This window comes from Streptomyces sp. NPDC048270 (assembly GCF_040652335.1).
Taxonomy (GTDB): domain Bacteria; phylum Actinomycetota; class Actinomycetes; order Streptomycetales; family Streptomycetaceae; genus Streptomyces.
Genome location: NZ_JBEZLV010000052.1, coordinates 15,370 through 34,945, shown reverse-complemented (window position 1 = coordinate 34,945; position 19,576 = coordinate 15,370). Strand labels below are relative to the sequence as shown.

Here is a 19,576-nt window from a genome sequence, read left to right as displayed (position 1 = left end):
CGGTTTTCGAAGACGGCCACCTGGTAGTGGGGGGCGGGGATCTCGCTGGCGTGGGTGGTGGTGGAGGGGCACAGCGGGCAGGCGTCGGCGGGTGGATGGTAGGTGCGGTCCTGCCGGTGGGAGGCGATGACGACGCTGTCGCCGAGCAGTGGATCGCGCCGGACCTCGCAGGTGCTCGCGGTGGCGGGCCTCCCCAGCGGGCGGGTGTCGGGGAAGGTACGGGCGGCGCCGTCGTCGCCGGCGTCGCCCGTGTCGCCGGTGTCGTAGTAGATGATCTCGCGGCCGTCTGCCAGGCGGGTACTCGTGCGCTTCACGTGGCGATCCTCTCTCACGCGAGGGTGACGACCGTGGGACGGCCAAGGTCCGGCTGGTCGCGCAGCGGCAGTTCGCCGCCGGGGCGCTCCAGTTCGAGGACGACGATCTCGTTGCCGCCCGCGCTCCACAGCGGGCCGGGGGCGTAGAGCGTGCGCTGGGGGCCGCGCGGGGTGTCGTAGTGGCCGAGGAGGAAGCCGTTCAGCCAGACCAGGCCGGTGCCCCAGCCGGACACGTCCACGAAGGCGTCGGCCGGCGCGCCGCTGAGGTCGTGGGTGAAGCGGTGGAAGACGGGCCGCCCCTCCTCGGGGGCCCCGGGCGCTGCGGCGGCGAAGTCCAGGCCGGTGAGGTCCGTGAGCGGGAGCGGCCGGATCTCCCACTCGAAGAGTTGCTGGTGGCCGTGGCGCACGCCGCGCCAGATGCCCTTGCGGTCGTCGAGGAGCGGACCGTAGTTGACCCTGCCCTGCGCCCTGACCAGGACGTCGAGGACCACGCCGGCCTCGCCGACGGGCAGGTCGAGTCCCTCGTCGGGGGCGTTGCGGTCGAGTACGCCCAGCGGCACTCCGTCGGCGAAGACGTACGCGCGGTCCCCGAGGCCGTCGATCTTCACGGGCATGGCGGGGCGCGGGCCGGTGACCGTGGTCCGGTAGTGGATCAGGCCGTGGCTCTGGCCGAGGCGTTCCATGGACTCGGGAGCCGGCCGCAGCACCGGCGGGCCGCCGAGCCGGTCGAGGGCGGCCAGCAGCGGGGCGCTGCCGGCGGGGGTGGCGAGGGCGGGCGTGATGCGCGGCGGCGGCTGGGGCAGCGGGAAGTCGGGCAGCGGGACGTACTTGCCGATGACCTCGCGGAAGGCGTGGAACTTGGGGGTGAGTTCACCGGCTTCGCCGATGGGCGCGTCGTAGTCGTAGCTGGTCACAGTGGGCTGGTAGCCGGCCTCCCCCGGGCGGGAACCGGTGTGGTTGGCGCCCGCCCAGAAGCCGAAGTTGGTGCCGCCGTGGGCCATGTAGAGGTTGACGGAGGCCCCGGTGGCGAGGAGTTCGTCGAGCGAGTCGGCGGCGTCCTCGACGGCGCGGACGTTGTGGTCCTCTCCCCAGTGGTCGAACCAGCCGATCCAGAACTCCATCGCGGCGAGCGGGCCGGTCTTCTGGTAGCGGCGCAGCGCCTCGAGCCGCTCGGCGGGCCGGGCGCCGAAGGTGGCGGTGGCGAGCCGTCCCGGGAGCATGCCGCCCTGGAGCATCGCGTCCTCGGGGCCGTCGGCGGTGAACAGCAGGCAGTCCACACCGCGTTCGACGAGGGCCCGCTCGACGTGGGCGCGGTAGCGGCGGTCGTTGCCGTACGAGCCGTACTCGTTCTCGATCTGCACGGCGACGACCGGGCCGCCGCGGCTCGCGAGGAGGGGCAGCAGCTCGGGCGCGACCAGGTCGAACCAGCCGTCCACCTCGGCCTCGAACCGCGGATCCGAGCAGCGCAGGTGGAGGCCGTCGAAGGCCAGGAGCCGGGCGGGCAGACCGCCGAAGTCCCACTCGGCGCAGATGTAGGGGCCGGGGCGGACGATGGCGTCGAGGCCGAGGTCCTGGGCGATGCGCAGGAACCGGCCGAGGTCGCGCCAGCCGGTGAAGTCGGCCTTGCCGGGGGCGGTCTCGTGGAAGTTCCAGGGGACGTAGGTGTCCACGGTGTTCGCGCCCATCGCGCGCAGCCGCTTCAGCCGGTCCTCCCACAGGTCCGGATGGACCCGGAAGTAGTGCAGGGCCCCCGAGACGATGCGGTGGGGGCGGTCGGCGCGCCGGAATCCGTCCTGGTCGTGCGTGAGCATGCGCTGACTCCCGAGAGGTCGGTCGAGATGATGCGGGACGCGGCCGAATATATGAACGTATTGGCTGGGTCGTCAATGTCGATCCGATCGCTAGTGATCGAAGCAATCAATGCGATCAAATCAATCACCGTGCGCCGGGCGAGGCGAAGCGGCTCGGTACGAGATCCAGCACTCGCACGGAGTGGCCAGCCGGACGACGGCGGCCCAGGCGCCGGGCCCCGGACCGGCGGGCGGTTGAGCCGCCGGACCCGCCGGACCCGCCGGACCCGCCGGGTCGGCAAGGGGGCCTCCCGGAGCCGAGACGTTCCCCTCTGGGTCGGCCCGCTGAGGCGGGGCGGCGGTGCAGGGTGCCGAGAGACTCATCCGGGGCCACGGTGCAGCTCACCGCGCTACCGACCCAAGCAGGCGCGAACCAACTGGTCGCCTGGGACGTGAGCGTGGCCTCCACGGCGTGCCGGGCGAACCAGCAGGCGGGCGGGGCCCGAGAAAACCGGAGCTGCAGCACGAGCTGCCCAGGCGGCCCCTCGCACCACCGCGACTCGCGGCCACTCAGGCGCTGGCAGCCCCTCCGGGGGCGCACCCGATGACCCACCTCGAGCGGTCCCGTGGCGGTATGTGCCCCGCCGGGCAGCACCAAATTCCCTCGCCGGAGGGGAGGGTGCCGGTCCACTGCCCGGCACCTCGCCTGCCCCGCGGGGACTGGAGGGCTATGACGGCCTAGGGGTGTTGCGGCCGGCGCGTTCGGCTATGTCCCCTCCGGATATGTCCCTTTCGGCTGTGACCCGCGCTGCCACGAGATACTCCAGGTGCTCCCGGCCCCGCGCGAGCTGCTCCGGCAGTTCGGCTGCGTCCGGGTACCAGCGCTTCTCGTACTCCCAGCAGAGCCAGCCGTCCCCGGGTGCGGCAGCCACCGCCTCGGCGAGCGGCAGTACGCCCGCACCGAGGCCGAGCGGGGTGAGCTCCTGTGCGGAGGCCACGTCCTTCACCTGTATGTACCCCAGGTGCTGGCCCAGGGTGTGCATGGAGTCACTGGGCGACTCACCACCCAGCCAGGTATGCAGCACGTCCCACAGCGCGCCGGCGCCCGGGTGCCCGACCTGGTCCAGCACCCGGGCGGCCGCCGCCGCGGTGCGGTGGGAGTCGTGCGTCTCCAGCAGGATGCGCACGCCTTGCCGTTCGGCGAACGGCGCCGCTGCCCGCAGCCTGCGCACGGCTTGGGTGTCGGCGAACGGCTCGGGCAGGGCCGCACCGCCCGGGAAGACCCGGACCGAGGGGGCTTCGAGGTCGACGGCCAGCTGGACCAGGGCGCGCAGCTCGGCCAGGACCGGCTCGTCCTCGCCGGCCGCGGCCACCTTGGTGTAGCCCGCAACACCGATGGCGCTGACGCCTGCTGCCCGGAGTGTCCTCAGCGCCGCTTTGCGCTCGCTGGCCGGGGTGGCGGTGTGCAGCGGTTCCTCGGGGTGCGCGCGCAGTTCGAGCCCCTGGAACCCGTGGGCAGCGGCCAGGGCCGCGCTGCGGTCGATCGTGGATCCGGGCAGGCCGAGTGTGGAGAAGGCGTACTTCACCGAGGCCGCCTTTCGGCCGGGGGCGGGGCGGTGGAGCCGCGCACCATCAGCTCGGTGGGCAGGGTGGTGATGCCGCCGGGTGGTGGCAGCCGACGGCCGGTGACCAGTTGGGCGGCGAGCGCGCCCGCCTCGCGCAGGGGGACGCGGACGGTGGTGAGCGGGGGCGCGGTGTCCACGCAGAAGGGGAGGTCGTCGAATCCGGCGACGGAGACGTCCTCGGGGATCTGTATGCCGGCGTCACGCAGAGCGGCGCAGACTCCGGTGGCCACGGTGTCGTTGGCGGCGGCGACAGCGGTGAAGGGCTCGCCCCGACGCAGCAGTTCGCGGGTGGCGTCGTATCCGGCGGAGCGTTCGAAGCCGGCGTGCACCGTGAGGGGTGCGCAGGCGTCGGGCAGGGCGGGGTCGTGGCTCAGCAGGGCGGCATGGTGTCCGGCGAGCCGTTCGCGGGTGGTGCTCAGGTCGGGCGGCCCGGCGACGTAGGCGATGCGCCGGTGGCCGAGCGTCAGGAGGTGTTCGGCGAGCCGGAATGCTCCTCCGTGGTCGTCGAACGTCACGGTGGCCACGGGCAGCCCCGCGGGGACGGGCAGAGGGGGGCGCCCGCACAGGACCACCGGCGCTCCGGAGGCTGCCAGTCGGGCGACGCGGGCGGTGAGTGCTGCGGTGTGCCCGGGTTCCTCGACGGCTCCGCCGGTGAGGACGACACCTCCGGCGCGCTGGCCTTCCATCAGGGTGAGGTAGGCCAGTTCGGCTGTGGGGGCACCTTGGGTGTTGCACACGACGGCGAGCCGTCGTGCGTCCGACCCGCCGTCGGGTGCGAGGGCGCTCTGCAGGGAGCCCGCAAGGATCCCGAAGAAGCTGTCCGCGACATCGTGGACGAGCACGCCGACGAGGTCGGAGGTGGCGGCCGCGAGGGCTCGGGCGGGGCCGTTGGCCACGTAGCCGAGGTCTTCGACGGCCTGCTCCACGCGGGTCCGGGTGCCGCCCGCCACCGGGTACCCGCCATTGAGTACGCGCGAGACCGTGGCGGGTGACACGCCCGCGTGCGCCGCGACTTCGGCGAGAGTGACCGCCATCATGCACCTTCCCTTCCGGACCCCTGTGTCTGGCCTGGGTCATCGTCTCATTCGTTCCCTGGATCTCCATACTCCCTCATTTAGCAAGCGCTTTCTATCACTCGTACGGGTGTTGCCTCGGGGTGATGTATGGCTCTAGCCTCAAGGAATGAAAGCGCTTTCTATGCACTTTCATACCGCAGGAGCGAAGGAGAGGGATACCGTGGAACGCAGGACGATCAAGATCGCGATGAACGGCGTGACCGGGCGCATGGGGTACCGACAGCACCTGGTCAGGTCACTGCTCGCGCTGCGCGAGCAGGGCGGACTTCCGCTCGCAGACGGCACCGTGCTGTGGCCGGAGCCGGTGCTCGTGGGGCGCCGGGAGCCGGCCCTTCGGGAGATCGCCGAACGGCACGGCCTGGAGCACGTCAGCACCGACCTGGAGGCGGTGCTGGCCGATCCCGAGGTCGAGATCTACTTCGACGCCCAGGTCACCAGCGCCCGGGAGGCGGCGGTCCGGCAAGCCATAGCCGCGGGCAAGCACGTCTACTGCGAGAAGCCGACCGCCCTGACCTTCGAGTCCTCGCTCGAGCTGGCCCGACTGGCCGCGGCCGCCAGGATCAAGCACGGCGTGGTCCAGGACAAGCTGTTCCTGCCCGGGCTGCTGAAGCTGAGACGGCTGATCGAGGGCGGCTTCTTCGGCGAGATCCTCTCCGTGCGCGGGGAGTTCGGGTACTGGGTGTTCGAGGGGGACTGGCAGTCCGCCCAGCGGCCCTCGTGGAACTACCGGGCACAGGACGGCGGGGGCATCGTCGCCGACATGTTCCCGCACTGGGAGTACCTGCTCCACGAGCTGTTCGGCCGGGTCCGCACGGTCCAGGCACTCACCCGTACGCACATCGGCCGCCGGTGGGACGAGCAGGGCAAGCCGTACGAGGCGACGGCCGATGACGCCGCGTACGGAATCTTCGAGCTGGAGGGCGGCGCGGTCGCTCAGATCAACTCCTCCTGGACGGTCCGGGTCCACCGTGACGAGCTGGTCGAGTTCCAGGTCGACGGCACGCACGGTTCCGCGGTCGCCGGACTGCGCGACTGCCGCGTCCAGCACCGCGGGACGACACCCAAGCCGGTGTGGAATCCGGACCTGCCGCAGACAGAGGCCTTCCGCTCGCACTGGCAGGAGGTCCCGGACAACACCCCCTCCGAGAACGGCTTCAAGGCTCAGTGGGAGCTGTTCCTGCGCCATGTCGTCCTCGATGAGCCCTGGCAGTGGGACCTGCTCGCCGGAGCGCGGGGGGTGCAGCTCGCCGATCTAGGGCTGCGGTCCTCCGCCGAGGGACGCCGGCTGACGGTGCCGGAGGTGGTCCTGTGAGCATCCGGCTTCCCTCCGCCGATGGCGGATACCGCGAGTACCACCCGAACCGCGACCCGCTCGCAGACCTGACCTGCGGTCCGGCCCGTGCGCGGACCTTCTACTCCGCTGGGCACGTGGTCGCCGATCCCCTGGCCACCTCGGCCGGGGCGGGGGCCGTGGTCGACTGGGAGACCACGTTGGCCTTCCGGCACCGCCTGTGGGCCCAGGGGCTCGGGGTGGCCGAGGCCATGGACACCGCGCAGCGCGGGATGGGACTCGACTGGCCGACCGCGGCAGGGCTGATACGGCGTTCCGCGGCGGAGGCGCAGGCCGTGGGCGGGCGCATCGTCTGCGGAGCGGGCACCGACCAACTGCCCGCCGGTACACCGCACTCGCTTGCCGCGATCACCGCGGCATACGAGGAGCAGCTCGCGCACACCGAGGGTTGCGGGGCCGGGGCTGTCCTGATGGCCTCACGGGCCCTCGCCGCTGCCGCGCGCGGCCCGGAGGACTACCTCAAGGTGTACGGAGGTCTGCTCCGCCAGAGTGCGCGGCCGGTCGTATTGCACTGGCTGGGCCCGATGTTCGATCCCGAACTGGCCGGCTACTGGGGCCACGGCGACCTCGACCGGGCCACCGAGGTCTTCTTGAAGATCATCGCCGAGTACCCGGAGAAGGTGGACGGGATCAAGGTCTCGTTGCTGGACGCGGAGCGGGAGGTCGACGTCCGCCGGCGGCTGCCCCCGGGGGTGCGCTGCTACACGGGGGACGATTACCACTATCCGCAACTGATCGCCGGCGACGGGGAGCTGTCCAGCGACGCACTCCTGGGAATCTTCGATCCGATCGCACCCATCGCCGCCCGGGCCGCGCTCGCGCTCGACCGGGGGGACCCGGCGGGCTTCCGGGAGCTGCTCGATCCGACGGTGCCGCTGTCGAGACACCTCTTCGCCCCGCCCACCCGCTTCTACAAGACCGGGGTGGTCCTGTTGGCCTGGCTGGCCGGGTACCAGGAGCACTTCGCGATGGTGGGCGGGTTCCAGTCGGCCCGGTCGCTGCCCCACCTGGCCACCGCCTACGAGCTGGCCGACCGGCTGGGGCTGTTTCCCGACCCGGATCGCGCGGAGGACCGGATGCGCCGTCTGCTCTCGGTGTACGGGGTGATGTCATGACCCCCACCCCTGCCCCGGCGCGGTTCAGCCTGAACCAGGAGACGATCCGCCAGTGGTCACTGCCCGAGCTGGTGGCCGGATGCACGGCGGCCGGAGTGGGCGCGGTCGGACTGTGGCGGGACCCGGTCCAGCGGTTCGGGGTGCGGCAGACGGCGAAACTGGTCGCCGGGGCCGGGCTGCGGGTGAGCTCCCTGTGCCGGGGCGGGTTCTTCACCGCCTTGGACCCCGCCGAACGGAGGGTGGCGCTCGACGACAACCGCCGGGCGGTGGAGGAGGCGGCGGAGCTCGGCGCCGACACGCTCGTACTGGTCTCCGGCGGGCTACCTCCGGGGGACCGCGATCTGGTGGGGGCGCGCGCACGGGTCGCCGAGGTGCTGGGCGACCTGGCGCCCTGGGCGTCCGCGCACGGGGTACGGCTCGGTATAGAACCGCTGCATCCGATGTTCGCCTCGGACCGCTGCGTGGTCTCCACCCTGGGGCAGGCCCTGGACCTCGCGGAGCAGTTCCCCGCGGGCCAGGTGGGCGTGGTGGCCGATTCGTACCACCTGTGGTGGGACGAGCGGCTGTCGGCAGACCTGCGCCGGGCCGGTGAGGGTGGGCGCATCGTGTCGGTCCAGGTGGCCGACTGGGTGACGCCGCTCCCCGAAGCCGTGCTGCTGGGCCGTGGGCAGCTCGGCGACGGCTCCGTCGACCTGCGGGGATTCCGGGAGCTGGCCGACGCGGCCGGCTACCAGGGGCCGGTGGAGGTCGAGATCTTCCACCCGGGCTTGTGGGCCCGGGACGGCGGGGAGGTGCTGCGTGAGGTGATCGAGCGCTACCGCGAACACGTCGAATGACTCCCGCTGGCGGGGGAGGGCACGTGGACGGCCGGGGGAGTGACGGCTCCCGAACGGCGGCTACGGAGACTTCTGCCCGCAGCCACCGTCAAGAACATCCGCACCTGGAGCTTCTCCTGCCGACTCTCTCGCCACTGCCCCCTGCCCCCACTGCGGATGGCTGCCTGCACGCGTCAGCTGGTCCTTCAAGAACGTGGCCCAGCGATCGTGAAGATGGAGTCGTGTGCCCACAGGTTCAGGTCCCGCACGGCCCCTGTTGTGCGGCTCTCTGCAGCCGGCGGAGCCTGCGCTGATCAAGCAGGCTGTGGGGATGGCAGGGAACGGGACAGGGCAGTGGGTGGCTGGAGCATGCCGGATCGTCGGTAGGGGGAGGAGCAGGGAGGTCTGCCTCGCGGCTTCGGTCGGAGTGCCCTACAGGATGCTGCGGGCGACGCCTGGCCTGCCGGGGCGCGTCGGCTGCGGCCCGCGGGTGGCCTGAGGCGCGGGCCTGGCGGGCCGAAGCTCGGGCGGCAAGACGTACACGCGCCGACAGCCCGCATCGGCAAGCAGGCCGATGACCCTCTGGGCGGTCGCTTGGTCGATGGACAGTGCGCACAGACCCGGCAGAAGAAGGACGCGGTGCCGTCCCATGGGCGTATCGCGCGGGAGAGGTGATCCAATCGAGGCTTACTGCCAGATCATGGACAGCCGTTGTCGAAGCAGACGACGGGAGAAGCCAGAGCGAGTCGGGTGGCGAGCCAAAGCAGCGCAGCGCGGTGACCGTTCCTGTTCAAGGGGCCGCGGGGGTAGCACTGGAGGTACACGGCTGGCGGGGTGTGCAGGGAGGGTGCAGCAGCACTGAACTCTCCTCTCGCTGGGGGAGGGGTGGGGTGGGCCGCCCGGTCGGAGGCTTCCGGTCGGGCGGCCTTGCGCGCCTGCTTGTTGGTTCAGAGGGAGACGCCCAGTTCGTGCAGGAAGGCCACGGGGTCGGTGTGCGCCTTGTAGTTGCTACTTGTGGCCACGGCATACACGGACAGCGACGCCAGTGGCCCTCCCGCCGTGCCCGGCGCCGTGCTGATCGGTCTGGGCGGTCAATTTCTGCGGGTCGTAGAGTGTCGGGGCGGCCGCGCCTGTTGAGTCGCTGATATCGGGATCGGGGCGGGGGACGCGTGCACGATATGGAAGCTTCCAAGCGCCCGCAAGTACGCGCCCGGCCCCAGCACGCTGACCCTTGACGGGCTTGTCGAGGTGTCTGTCTGGGACGGCAACCCCGACCCGCCGGTGGTGATGCCGACCGACCCCTACCGGATCGGTCAGCACGGCCTCGAAGTGATCGTCGCCGCAGCCGACGGCATCCGGACCCGCCGCGAAGCTCACGGCAAGCAGATCACTGCCGGCGTCGTCATGACCGGCTGACCCTCATACCCGGCCCTCGCCCGTGATCGCGCGCAAGCTCGGGCTGAAGCCGGGCCCCGCACACGCCTAGGCGGCCGAAACGCTCAGGACAGACGCTTCGTCGGCCGCGGCGCGGCATCGAGGAGTGCCCACCAAGTGTGGCCGTCGTGGTCGGTGTGGGTGCCGCATGCGTCGAGGGTGCGCAGCAGCGCCACCTCCGCCGGGACCTGACCTGCAACCTCTTGGTCGCTGTCCTGGTGGTTGAGGACCATCACGAGGATCTTCGCGTCTTGGTCGGCGAGGTGAACACTGACACGCTTTCCGCGGCCGTCGACGGCCGCGCGGACCAAGCCGTGGACGGCTTTGAGGAAGTCGTGTTCGTCCAGCAGCGGATAGTCCCACTCGGCGACGGCGAGCGCGGCTTGTCCGGCGGCCTTCTTGGCGGCCCACTGGTCAGCACAGAATGCCAGAACCTGCGTTCGCCGGTTGTGGACGACCAGCCGCGGCGGCACGCCGGTGACGGACTTCGGCTTCGTCGTCGGCTGCGGTCGCGGCGGCTCCACCGGCCTCTTCTGAGGTGGTGGCGACGTCGGAGGGAAACTCGGCGAAACCTTGGGACCCTTGGCTTCCACGACCTCGCTCATACCTCACCACGCTACGCCGTTTGGTCCCTGGCGCGCACCGATAACACTTCGTCAAGTAGCGGTTCGCAGCCCTTCGAACTGGTCGGCTGCGAGGGCGGCGACGGGTGAACCCCAGCCCCGGTCGCCGCCCGTCCGTCAGCTGGAGCGGGTCCGTCGGGGAAGCAGGAACATCAGCGTCCACATCAGGAGGAGCGTGCCGACGACGTACCAGAGGGTGTCGGCGAAGGCGGAGTTCAGGGCGGAGCCTCGGGTGCCCGCCGTGGTGTGGGTGAAGAGGACCATGGTGGTCGAAGCGGCGCCGAGGGCGACGCCGAGTTGGGTGGCGGTGTTGAAGAGCCCGGAGGCCGACCCGGCGTCCTCGTGGACGACCTTGCTGAGGGTGAGGTCGGCGAGTGGGGCGCCGATCATGCCGAGGCCGAGGCCGACGGCGAGCATCGGGGCTGCGGCCGCTGCGGTTCCCATGCCAGTGCCCTCGGTGGCGATGAGGTGGTGGTAGCCGGCCAGGGCGGTGGCGGCGAACAGGGCGCCGGCCTGCGGGACGGCCCGGCCATGGCGGCGGACCAGGCTCATCGCCAGCCAGGCCCCGCCCATCTCACCGAGCGAGGCGGCAACGAAGCCGATCGCGGCCCGGCCCGGGGCGAGGCCGAGCCCGTCCTGCATGAAAAGGGACCACGACAGGAAGAAGACGCCCGACAGCAGGCCGAAGGACAGCTGGGTGGCGAGTCCGGTGCTGAAGGAGCGTCCGGTGAAGAGGGAGAGGACGACCAGGGGCGAGCCGTCTTTGCGCATCTTGCTCTTCTGCTGCGTCACGAACAGCGCCAGGACGAGCAGACCGGCGGCCATCACGACGAAGGACCAGGCGGGTCGGCCGCGTTCGCCGCCCACCGTCAGCGGAAGGGTGATCAGCAGCAGGCCGAGTGCGGACAGGAGCATGCCGAGCGGGTCCAGGCGCCGGGTGGAGTGGTCGTGGGACTCGGGGATGTGGCGCAGGCCGAGGATGACGGCGGCGATCCCCAGAGGCAGGTTGATCAAGAAGACTGGCCGCCAGCCCAGACCGAACAGGTCGGCCTGGGTGACCACGCCGCCCAAGACCGGTCCGGCGACGCTGCCCAGCGACATGACGGTTCCGTACAGGCCGAACGCCTTCGCCCGGGAGCCTTCGTCGAAGGTGACGTGCAGGGTGGCCAGAACCTGCGGCACCATCGCCGCGGCCGCGGCGCCCTGGAATACGCGGGCAGTGATCAGGAGCTCGGGGCTGGTCGCGACGGCGCAGAGCAGGGAGGCCAGGGTGAAAACGCCGGTGCCGATGAGGAAGATCCGTTTGCGGCCATGGAGGTCGCCGATGCGGCCGCCGGTGATCAGGCCGAGGGCGAGGGTCAGGGCATAGGCGGCGTGGATCCACTGCAGGGCCGCGGTGCCCGCGCCGGTATCGGCGGCGATGGCGGGCAGTGCGGTGTAGACGGCGGAGCCGTCGAGCGCGCTCATCAGCTCGGCGGTCAGGACGACGGCGAGGGTGGCGGCCCGGGCACGGCCCGCGACGGGGACTGCGCCGTGCGGCGGGCTGCTGGTGGTCGGGTGGGTGTCATGGGACACGGGAAGGGTTCCTGTTCCGGTGGCGCGTGCGGATGCGGATGCGGACAGGCCAGGGCCGTCGCGTACGCCGTCTGCGCACAGGAAAGGAAGGGGCCCAGGCCGAAGGAGCGGGGCCGTCAATCCGGTACGGCGGTGCGGCACCCCGAGGGTGCTGTCCGTACCGCGGGAAGGACGGCTACCGGGCCTGGGCGATACGTCATCACCTCACATCAATTGCGGCGGGACACATCCGCCAAAGTGAAAGGGGAGGGGGCCGGCAGCCCGCCTGGTGAGGGGCGGGCCGCCGACAGGGTCAGGCGGCGGCCTTGACCGGCTCGGGCAGCCGGAACATGAGCGCCCACATCACCGTGAGGGCGGCGATGACGTACCAGAGGCTGCCCGCGAAGGCGTGGGTCACGATGGTGCCGTGGCTGCCCGCGGGGGCGTGGTGGAAGAACACCACCGACGCCGTCGCGATACCGAGGGCGGTGCCGAGCTGCATGGCGGTGTTGAAGAGCCCCGCCGCGGATCCTGCGTCCTCGTGGCCGACCTGGCCGAGGGTGAGCCCGGCAAGACCTGCACCCACCATGCCGAACCCGGCGCCGACGAGGATCATCGGGGCGACGGCTGCCACGAACGGCATCCCGGTCTGCTGCGCGGAGACCAGCAGTTGGTAGCCGACCAGGGTGAGGGTGATGAGCACCGTTCCGGCCTGCGGCACACGCCGCCGTTGGCGTCCCGCCCATTTGGAGGCGAGCATCGCGCCGGCCATGCCGCCGATGGAGATCGCGACGGACGCGGGGGCGAACTGCCCGGGCGTGAGTCCGAGACCGGACTGCATGAACAGCACCCACGTCAGCAGGAACACGCCGGAGACCAGGCCGAAGACCAGCTGCGCGGCGAGCCCGCCGGCGAACGCCTTGCTCTTGAACAGGGACAGCGCCAGCAGCGCGGAGCCGTCCTTGGCGGTCTTGGCCCGCTGCTGCGCCACGAACACGGCCAGCACGATCACACCCGCGGTGAGCATGAGGAAGCTCCAGGCGGGCCAGTGCCGCTCGCCGCCCACGGTGAGCGGGTAGGCGATCAGCAGCAGACCGGCACTGGAGAGGAGCATGCCGAGCGGGTCCAGGCGCCGGGCCTGCCGATCACGGGACTCCGGGATGAACCGGAGGGCGAAGAGCACGGTGGCCAGGCCGATGGGCAGGTTGATCAGGAAGATCGCCCGCCAGCCGAGACCGGCGATGTCGGCGGCAGTCAGGACCGCGCCCAGGACGGGGCCGAGGACGCCGCCGAGGGACATGATCATGCCGTACATGCCGAATGCCTTGGCCTGGGACTCTCCCTGGAAGGTGACCGCGATGACGGCCATGACCTGCGGCACCATCGCCGCCGCTCCGGCCCCCTGCAGGGCACGGGCGGCGACCAGGAGCTCGGGGCTCGTCGCGATCCCGCACAGCAGCGACGCCAGTGTGAAGACGGCGGTGCCGGCGATGAAGACCCGCTTGCGGCCGAACAGGTCGCCCATGCGCCCGCCGGTGATCAGGGCGAGGGCGAAGGTGAGGGTGTAGGCGGCGGGGACCCACTGCACCGCGGCGCTCGTCGCGCCGGTGTCCGCCTGGATGGAGGGCAGTGCGGTGTGGACTATCGAGCCGTCGAGCGCGTTCATCAGCTCGGCGATCAGCACCACGACCAGCGTGATCGTGGCAGCGCGGCCGACCCCGGTGGAGCGTGGGTGGCCGTTGGTATGGGTGTCGGTTGACACGAGGAACATCCTGTTCGCGTACAGAAGGAAGAGGGGCGGGGGCAGGCCTGGGCACGCCCCTGAACGCCGACAGCGCGACAGGGAAAAGGGAGGTGCAACGGGCCCAGGCCATCTGGAACACCGCCGTCGAGGCATACGTCAGAAGCCCGCCATGGCGGGCAACGGGATAGAGCGCCTCAGAACGAGCGGCTACTTGGCCTGGGAGATACGTCATCACCTCGAAACACAGCGCCGGGCCCCGGAACGGGCACCGACGGAACCACACGAGGCTAAGAGGCACAGGCCACCCCCGCAACGGAATATTCGGCGCCGTCACCGGCACCCTGACCCGCCCGCAGCTCCTGATCCTCGGCCGACACGACAACACCGGCCGCCTGCGGACGGGGCCCTACCGTCGCGCCCTCGGCCCCATGGGGCAGCCATGGCTTGCGCCTTCCTCGACCGCGGCTACGACGTCACCGTCTGAAACCGAACCCCGTCGCGCGCGGACGCCCTGGTCGCCCGCAGGGCATTTCTCGCGCCGAACCGGATTCTTCTCCTTCTACGCCGAGCGCATAGACGCCGGCCGGCACATCGGCGACGTGGACCGCCTCGCCATGGGGATGGCCAGCGTCGAGCACGTCCTGCACACCCATGCGGACGCGGGAGTCGACACCACCCTGCCGGCCGCGGTCGCCGCACTCTTCCGACGCGGCATGGACGCCGACCATGCCGCGGACAGCTTCTCCACCCTGGTGGAGTTGATGAAGAAGGCCGAGGTGTAATCGCGCCTGCCCGACGCGTAGTTTGCCGCGCCGGACAGGATCAGCAGAGGCGATCTGGCCTACATGCCGGAGCCGCCGCTGCCGGTGAGTGGCAATCGATGCAGCCGATGGCGCAGCCACCGTCAGACGGTCAGCGGAATCATCCACGGCTGAGCACCGGACTGCACTTGCTCGAACTGCCCCGAGGCTCCGCAGGTCGCCGACCGGTTCGACCTGTGGCAGCGCCTCAGCCGAGCCGTGGAGACCTGCGTCGCCGTCGCCGCGGCTGTCTGCGCAGCCCTTCATCCAGCGGCAGGTTGCCGAAGGCCACCGGAAGGGCTTCCATCCGGCCGCGGGGCGACGGAACGCGAACGCCGCTCGTCGGCAGGTCGTTCTCCGGCTGGAGCAAGACCTTCACGGACCCGCGCCTCGGCGCGGCTGTCATCGACTGCCTCACCTTCGGCGGCGGCATCGTCGAGACCGGCACCGACGGCTCCTATCGGCTGGCCGCCGCCGCGCCCGCGCTGCCGAACACTGGGCCGCCGCGGCTGACCGTCCTCAGCGCATCACACGTCGGCGACCAGGGCATACCGTTCATCGGATACCGGACCACCCCACAAATCCGGGTCGCTGCTGAGCGGTTCAATGCGGACAGCGGCAACAAGCGGGCGCGCGGCCGCGGCAAGGTTTTCGGCGCTGATTCCACCGTTCCAGGGCAGCGATTCGGCGCCAGCCACGTAGGGGACACCGCTCTGGCCTGTCTCGCGCCAACGCCCCTCGATCAGCACCAGTCGGCCTCGCGGCCGCAAGCGCGTCACCCACTCGCGCAAGGCGGCCTCCGGATCAGGCAGCGTCCAAACGAGATGCCGCGAGAACACGACATCGAACCGTTGCCCCCCGGTCGGGGGCATCATGGCGTCACCGACCAGGAAACGGCCGGCAAGGCCGGCGGCTTCGAATTTCGTGCGTGCCTGGTCAACCATGCGCGGCGCCAGGTCGACCCCGGTCGTCCGGTGCCCGGCCTGGGCCAACAGCAAAGACACGGATCCGGTGCCACAGCCGAGGTCCAGAACATCGACTGGATCGGACGGCATCAATGTGTGCATCAGCCGGGCCCATGCAGCGCGAGTGTGGTCAGCCCGCAACCCGTGGTCGGGCTCGTCGTCGAAGGCCGCTGCGGCGGCATCCCAGTAGGCAGTGATCGCAGCAGTGCGGTCGGTCATGACTCGATGTTCTCAGGTGCCGCTGACACTCCAGGTGTCGAGCAGCGGTGTCAGTTCTCCATCGCGGGCCGGGAGTCCGCCCCTGGACCCAGACAGCGGGGAACGGCCTGCGCGGGCCACGGCGTACGCGTGGCACCCGAACGGGTCGATCACCGTGTCCATGACCCCGACTGAGGGGTTAGGGCAGGACGAGCGCCCGGCATCGGCCGGTCTGCCCGGCCAGTCGGCGCTTGTCTCAGTCACCGTTTAGACGCAAACCCTTGAGGGAGACCCAGTGAAGAAGACCACGGCCGTCATCACCGCTACCGGCGCCATCATCCTTGGCGCGGCGGGTGTCGCCTCCGCCGACGCGGGTGCGCACGGCGCGGCCATCGGCTCGCCGGGTGTCGCCTCCGGGAACGCCGTGCAGGTCCCGGTCCACGTCCCCGTCAACGTCTGCGGCAACAGCGTCAACGTCATCGGGCTCCTCAACCCGGCCTTCGGCAACACCTGCGTCAACGCCTGACCCATCCCCACAGCGCACCGCGGAGCCCTACGCGGCCTCCCTGTGTGACACGTGAGCGCAGCCCCGGATTCCTCCCCGGCTCGGCTGCGCTCACACGCGTTTCCCCAGCCGTGAGCAAGCAGGCGCCGGCAGCCACGTCGCTGCCAAGGCCTGCGTCCTGCGGCCCGATCTGTCGGGCACTGACCCGGTTCAGCATCATGCTGCTGGTTCACCGCGTCGCTCATGGCGCGAGCGTGCGAGGTGATGGGCCGCTCGCAGCAGCTGCCGTGTTGCCGCTTCGGTGCGCTCGCCCGGGTTCACCACCGCCAGCCAGCCGAGCCTGCCGTAGACGGGGTGCGCGATCACGGTGTCGGTGGCGCCGGGGTCGCCCTCGGGGGAGGCCGGTTCACGCGGTGCGTGACCGGTCCACTGGATGAAGGCCTCCTTCCCGGCGGCGATGTTCACGCGGAAGGTGTCCGGCCGGTCCAAACGCGATGTCTCGTCGCCTGGGTAGTTCTTGGTCACCACAGTCGCGAACGGCTGGGTCGCCGTCGGAGTGACGCCGTCAGGTGCGTAGTAGAAGAACGTGTCGCCCCAGCTGATTTCCGGTGAGCCGTCGCCGGGTGCGGGCCTGAGGGTCAAGACGCCGTCGAGGGCGTCCACGAAGCCGATGATCTCTTCACTCGTCATGTGCTCCAGCGTTCCATTAAAGTGCTTGTGGAGACTTTGGGACTCAGGCACAGGGATTTCTGGATGGCAAGTCTCAAATCGAAGGGTTTGCGCACTGCTGATGTCGCCCGCCGCGTCGGGTGCTCCGTTCAGCAAGTGCGCAACCTCGAGCGCGACGGTGTGCTTCCACCCGCGGCCCGCACGGCCACGGGCTACCGGACGTACGGCGAGGTGCATCTGCAGTCCGCACTGGCCTATCGGGCCCTCGCTGCGGGCGTGGGCCCGGTCGAGGCCAAGAAGATCGTTCGGGCCTTCCACCAGTGCCCCACGTCGCAGGCCCTGGCCCTTCTCGACGCGGCGCACGCCCGGCTCCACACAGAGCGCGCGGATCTGAGGCAGGCCAAGGAAGCCGCCCACGCGATCTCCAGCGAGCCGATCGACGACGTGCGCGCCTCGGACTCGATGAGCATCTCCGAACTCGCCGCGGCCCTCGGCGTGCGCCCGTCGACGTTGCGGCACTGGCACGCACAGGCTCTCGTCACACCCGACCGCGACCGCGACCTCGTGCGCGGAACGCGACGCTACACACCGGCTCAGGTGCGCGATGCGCGGATCGTTCACCAACTGCGCAAGGCCGGATACCGCATCGCGCCCCTGCAAGCCCTCATGCCGCAGCTGCGGCGCACCCGCCGATCGGAGGACCTCGATGCGGCGCTGGCTGCGAGGGACATCAGCATCACCACGCGATCCAGAGCCCTCCTCGACGGCGCCACGGCACTCAGCGCCGTGCTCTGCCTGCGCGGGCAGACGGACTGATCCGCGAGGGCCGCGAGTGCACCGCACGGATCGGCGGCGCGCCGTGAAGCACGACGCAGTCGCGCGCACCGACGCGGTTGGGCGGCAGGCCACAGGGGAAGCCTCCGTCCCCCGGACCGCCGACTGAAGTGGAGCCCCGTGCCGTAGGCAACCGCTGTCCGAGAGGCCGAGGGGCGATGACCTCGCGCCGGTCGACGTCGACGGGTTCATCACCCAGCGAGACGTCCGCATGATGAGCGAGCGCTACATCGCCGCCCGCGGCACCGCTCCGGACTCCGCGACCGCGCGCCTGCCCACCGAGGGGATGGACGGGTTCTGGGCGAACGTGATCGCCCCGATGGATCAGGACGGTGACGGGAAGGTCGACCAGGCCGAGTTCCAGCAGATGTTCGACTCGGTCGCCGGGGTTCCCGGCGGGGACTGCGTCGCGGTCTTCGCCGCTTTGGACCGGGACGGCTCCGGGGCGCTGGACCGCGCCGAGTTCCACCAGGCGGTGACGGAGTTCTTCTACGGCAACGACCCGGACGCCCCTGCCAACCACCTGTTCGGCAGGGGCGCCGGCTGACGGTGCCACATACGGTCGAGGAGCCGCACGCCCACATCCCCCGCTTCCCCGCCCCGCTCAGTCCGTCGCTTCGCGGACATCCTTTCCCTGCTCGGCGAACGCCTTGAAGTCCTGCATGTGCTGTTGCGACTGCTTGCGGAAGGCGCCGGGCATCAGTAGTCCCACCAGCTTCATCAAAAAGCTGCTGAACCGGTACTCGTTCTCGGTCTCCCAGAGCGTCGTTTCCGGGCCGACTTCGGTCAGCCGGTCGCGCACGGCGCTCCACATGCCCTCGCCGACGATCTCGCGGTCGAAATGAACGACGCTCGTTTTCGGGATCTCGTGCAGGTCTGCCGGTTCCCGGCGTGTGATGGTCTCGGTGCACTCCATCTGCCGCTGGCCCATCTGCATCACGACCCGCGACGTGGTGCCGAGCTGCCCGTGCTCCCCGCTCAGCGGCTCGTGCAGCACCAGGCCCCGCAGCCATTTCGGCAGGTGTGCCGGGTCGGCGAGCAGCTGGGCCACCTTCTCCCGCGGAAGGGCGATCTCGAGGGAGACGGTGTATTTCACGGGGCGCATCGTTCTTTCCTTCCGTATGTGGAACAACGAGCTCTTGCGCTGCTCGCCGTGCTCCTCGGCAGCGGGGAGCCCCAGGCCTTTCTCACGAACCTCGAAAACCATCGATCCCTAGCTGGGGGTGCTGCGACGACCATTAGAGCCTAAGCAGGGAGGCGGGTCGCAGCACGGCGGCACGGGGCGGGGTGGGACGTGGGCCGGGCCCGGCGGTCGGGACAGCGGGGTGACCGAATGCAACCAGGGACGGCAGCCCTGGGACGGCCATGATCGATATGGGTCGCGCGTGCCTTGCCTCCGCCAACGGCTTCCGTGAGCAACGTGCGGGCGAGGCCCGCGCTCTCGGCCCGCTTGGCGGAGGCGGCACGCTGTCCACGGCCGGCCGGCCGGGCTGCGGCGATGCGAGGGGTTCGGTTCAGCCGTCGCACGGTCGCCGCGGTACGCCGGAGAGACCTACGTCACGCCCACTCCTGTCACAGGCTGCCGGGGCGCGTTGTCTTAGAGGGCGACAGCGAAACAGCAGGAACAAGGAGCCCACGATGAACGCTCGACTGAACTTCATGACCAGCCCCGTCGCCGCCAAGGCCATGAAGCACATCGTCGCCGCGAGCAGGGCGCTCACGGAGTCGACCGTTCCGGCTTCCACCCGGGAACTGGTGATGCTCCGCGCCAGCCAGATCAACGGCTGCGCCGGATGCATCGACATGCACACCAAGGACGCCGCGCACGCCGGGGAGAGCGCGGTGCGGCTCAACCTGGTCGTGGCCTGGCGCGAGGCGACGGTGTTCACCGACGCCGAACGCGCCGCCCTGGAGCTGGCCGAAGAGGGCACCCGCATCGCTGACGCGGCCGGCGGGGTCTCGGACGCGGTCTGGGCGAACGCGGCCAAGTACTACGACGACGACCAGCTCGCCGACCTGGTCGCCCAGATCGCCATCATCAACGCCTTCAACCGCGGGAACGTCATGATCCAGCAGCCCGCGGGCGACTACCAGCCCGGCCGGCACCTCTGACCGTCCACCATCCGCCCGCCCTCTGACCGCCCCCGCTGCTGGCCGACACCAC

General features: G+C 70.7%; 17 protein-coding genes and 3 pseudogenes. 10 read left to right on the top strand and 10 right to left on the bottom strand.

Translation table 11 applies throughout. From position 1 onward, the window contains the following. The 4 genes and pseudogenes from AB0D66_RS30525 to AB0D66_RS30510 form a co-directional block, all read right to left on the bottom strand. A pseudogene (locus AB0D66_RS30525) lies at window positions 1-314 on the bottom strand (galactose-1-phosphate uridylyltransferase); the annotation flags it as partial. Window positions 315-328: 14 nt separating this feature from the next. Further along, entirely contained in the window at window positions 329-2,125 is a 1,797-nt protein-coding gene (locus AB0D66_RS30520; protein WP_362310457.1) for a beta-galactosidase family protein, read from the bottom strand. A 707-nt stretch (window positions 2,126-2,832) separates the two neighbouring features. Beyond that, window positions 2,833-3,690 (bottom strand): sugar phosphate isomerase/epimerase family protein, encoded by an 858-nt coding sequence (locus AB0D66_RS30515; RefSeq protein ID WP_362310455.1) that lies wholly within the window; start codon window positions 3,688-3,690, stop codon window positions 2,833-2,835. Beyond that, a complete protein-coding gene (locus tag AB0D66_RS30510; protein ID WP_362310461.1) occupies window positions 3,687-4,763 on the bottom strand; it encodes a LacI family DNA-binding transcriptional regulator in 1,077 nt (358 codons plus the stop codon). The genes AB0D66_RS30515 and AB0D66_RS30510 overlap by 4 nt, the downstream gene beginning before the upstream one ends. 202 nt (window positions 4,764-4,965) lie before the next feature. Here AB0D66_RS30510 and AB0D66_RS30505 point away from each other — a divergent pair, with 202 nt between their 5' ends. The 4 genes from AB0D66_RS30505 (at window position 4,966) to AB0D66_RS30490 (ending at window position 9,502) form a co-directional block, all read left to right on the top strand. After that, window positions 4,966-6,117 (top strand): Gfo/Idh/MocA family oxidoreductase, encoded by a 1,152-nt coding sequence (locus tag AB0D66_RS30505; protein ID WP_362310452.1) that lies wholly within the window; start codon window positions 4,966-4,968, stop codon window positions 6,115-6,117. Then, window positions 6,114-7,271, top strand: a complete 1,158-nt coding sequence (locus tag AB0D66_RS30500) for a dihydrodipicolinate synthase family protein (protein ID WP_362310450.1) — start codon at window positions 6,114-6,116, stop codon at window positions 7,269-7,271. The genes AB0D66_RS30505 and AB0D66_RS30500 overlap by 4 nt, the downstream gene beginning before the upstream one ends. Further along, the gene (locus tag AB0D66_RS30495; RefSeq protein ID WP_362310448.1) at window positions 7,268-8,107 is read left to right on the top strand and encodes a sugar phosphate isomerase/epimerase family protein; all 840 of its coding nucleotides are present in this window, start codon (window positions 7,268-7,270) and stop codon (window positions 8,105-8,107) included. The genes AB0D66_RS30500 and AB0D66_RS30495 overlap by 4 nt, the downstream gene beginning before the upstream one ends. Window positions 8,108-9,334: 1,227 nt before the next feature. Further along, the gene (locus AB0D66_RS30490) at window positions 9,335-9,502 is read left to right on the top strand and encodes a hypothetical protein (RefSeq protein ID WP_362310446.1); all 168 of its coding nucleotides are present in this window, start codon (window positions 9,335-9,337) and stop codon (window positions 9,500-9,502) included. Between the two features lie 83 nt (window positions 9,503-9,585). On the opposite strand, the gene AB0D66_RS30485 is transcribed toward AB0D66_RS30490, so the two are convergent. The 3 genes from AB0D66_RS30485 to AB0D66_RS30475 form a co-directional block, all read right to left on the bottom strand. Then, the gene (locus AB0D66_RS30485; protein ID WP_362310444.1) at window positions 9,586-10,125 is read right to left on the bottom strand and encodes a hypothetical protein; all 540 of its coding nucleotides are present in this window, start codon (window positions 10,123-10,125) and stop codon (window positions 9,586-9,588) included. Window positions 10,126-10,260: 135 nt separating this feature from the next. Then, the gene (locus AB0D66_RS30480) at window positions 10,261-11,718 is read right to left on the bottom strand and encodes an MFS transporter (RefSeq protein WP_362310442.1); all 1,458 of its coding nucleotides are present in this window, start codon (window positions 11,716-11,718) and stop codon (window positions 10,261-10,263) included. Window positions 11,719-12,010: 292 nt separating this feature from the next. Continuing rightward, complete coding sequence (locus AB0D66_RS30475) at window positions 12,011-13,459, bottom strand: MFS transporter (protein WP_362310440.1); 1,449 nt, start codon at window positions 13,457-13,459, stop codon at window positions 12,011-12,013. A gap of 329 nt (window positions 13,460-13,788) precedes the next feature. Here AB0D66_RS30475 and AB0D66_RS30470 point away from each other — a divergent pair. Both AB0D66_RS30470 and AB0D66_RS30465 read left to right on the top strand, forming a co-directional pair. Continuing rightward, window positions 13,789-14,223, top strand: a pseudogene (locus tag AB0D66_RS30470) (hypothetical protein); the annotation flags it as partial. Window positions 14,224-14,591: 368 nt separating this feature from the next. After that, window positions 14,592-14,714 (top strand): annotated as a pseudogene (locus AB0D66_RS30465) (AAA family ATPase); the annotation flags it as partial. Between the two features lie 54 nt (window positions 14,715-14,768). Here the strand turns inward: AB0D66_RS30465 and AB0D66_RS30460 are convergent. Further along, entirely contained in the window at window positions 14,769-15,425 is a 657-nt protein-coding gene (locus AB0D66_RS30460) for a class I SAM-dependent methyltransferase (protein WP_362310438.1), read from the bottom strand. A 274-nt stretch (window positions 15,426-15,699) separates the two neighbouring features. On the opposite strand from AB0D66_RS30460, the gene AB0D66_RS30455 reads away from it, so the two are divergent. Next, a complete protein-coding gene (locus tag AB0D66_RS30455; RefSeq protein ID WP_362310436.1) occupies window positions 15,700-15,930 on the top strand; it encodes a chaplin in 231 nt (76 codons plus the stop codon). Between the two features lie 195 nt (window positions 15,931-16,125). On the opposite strand, the gene AB0D66_RS30450 is transcribed toward AB0D66_RS30455, so the two are convergent. Beyond that, entirely contained in the window at window positions 16,126-16,599 is a 474-nt protein-coding gene (locus tag AB0D66_RS30450; protein WP_362310434.1) for a DUF6194 family protein, read from the bottom strand. 63 nt (window positions 16,600-16,662) lie between these two features. Here AB0D66_RS30450 and AB0D66_RS30445 point away from each other — a divergent pair, with 63 nt between their 5' ends. Further along, window positions 16,663-17,394, top strand: a complete 732-nt coding sequence (locus AB0D66_RS30445; RefSeq protein ID WP_362310432.1) for a MerR family transcriptional regulator — start codon at window positions 16,663-16,665, stop codon at window positions 17,392-17,394. 229 nt (window positions 17,395-17,623) lie between these two features. Continuing rightward, window positions 17,624-17,959 (top strand): EF-hand domain-containing protein, encoded by a 336-nt coding sequence (locus tag AB0D66_RS30440; protein WP_362310430.1) that lies wholly within the window; start codon window positions 17,624-17,626, stop codon window positions 17,957-17,959. A 57-nt stretch (window positions 17,960-18,016) separates the two neighbouring features. Here AB0D66_RS30440 and AB0D66_RS30435 read toward each other — a convergent pair whose 3' ends face one another. Continuing rightward, window positions 18,017-18,619 carry an SRPBCC family protein gene (locus tag AB0D66_RS30435; protein ID WP_362310428.1) on the bottom strand — a complete coding sequence of 201 codons (603 nt, stop codon included), beginning with the start codon at window positions 18,617-18,619 and terminating at the stop codon, window positions 18,017-18,019. Between the two features lie 431 nt (window positions 18,620-19,050). Here AB0D66_RS30435 and AB0D66_RS30430 point away from each other — a divergent pair, with 431 nt between their 5' ends. Next, the gene (locus AB0D66_RS30430; RefSeq protein ID WP_362310426.1) at window positions 19,051-19,524 is read left to right on the top strand and encodes a carboxymuconolactone decarboxylase family protein; all 474 of its coding nucleotides are present in this window, start codon (window positions 19,051-19,053) and stop codon (window positions 19,522-19,524) included. Window positions 19,525-19,576 lie beyond the last annotated feature (52 nt).